1 rRNA gene is annotated in these 258 nt (G+C 54.7%); it reads right to left on the minus strand.

The window, feature by feature from the left end:
• Nucleotides 1-258 (minus strand): 16S ribosomal RNA (locus GM658_RS28705); the annotation flags it as partial.

Raw genomic sequence — 258 nt, forward strand, 5'->3', positions numbered from 1 at the left:
TCTGGACCGTGTCTCAGTTCCAGTGTGGCTGGTCGTCCTCTCAGACCAGCTACTGATCGTTGCCTTGGTGAGCCTTTACCTCACCAACTAGCTAATCAGATATCGGCCGCTCCAGGAGCACAAGGTCTTGCGATCCCCTGCTTTCATCCTTAGATCGTATGCGGTATTAGCGTAACTTTCGCTACGTTATCCCCCACTCTTGGGTACGTTCCGATATATTACTCACCCGTTCGCCACTCGCCGCCAGGCCGAAGCCCG

Origin of the sequence: Massilia eburnea, assembly GCF_009720745.1 — a bacterium.
In the GTDB taxonomy this organism is placed as follows: domain Bacteria; phylum Pseudomonadota; class Gammaproteobacteria; order Burkholderiales; family Burkholderiaceae_D; genus Rugamonas; species Rugamonas eburnea.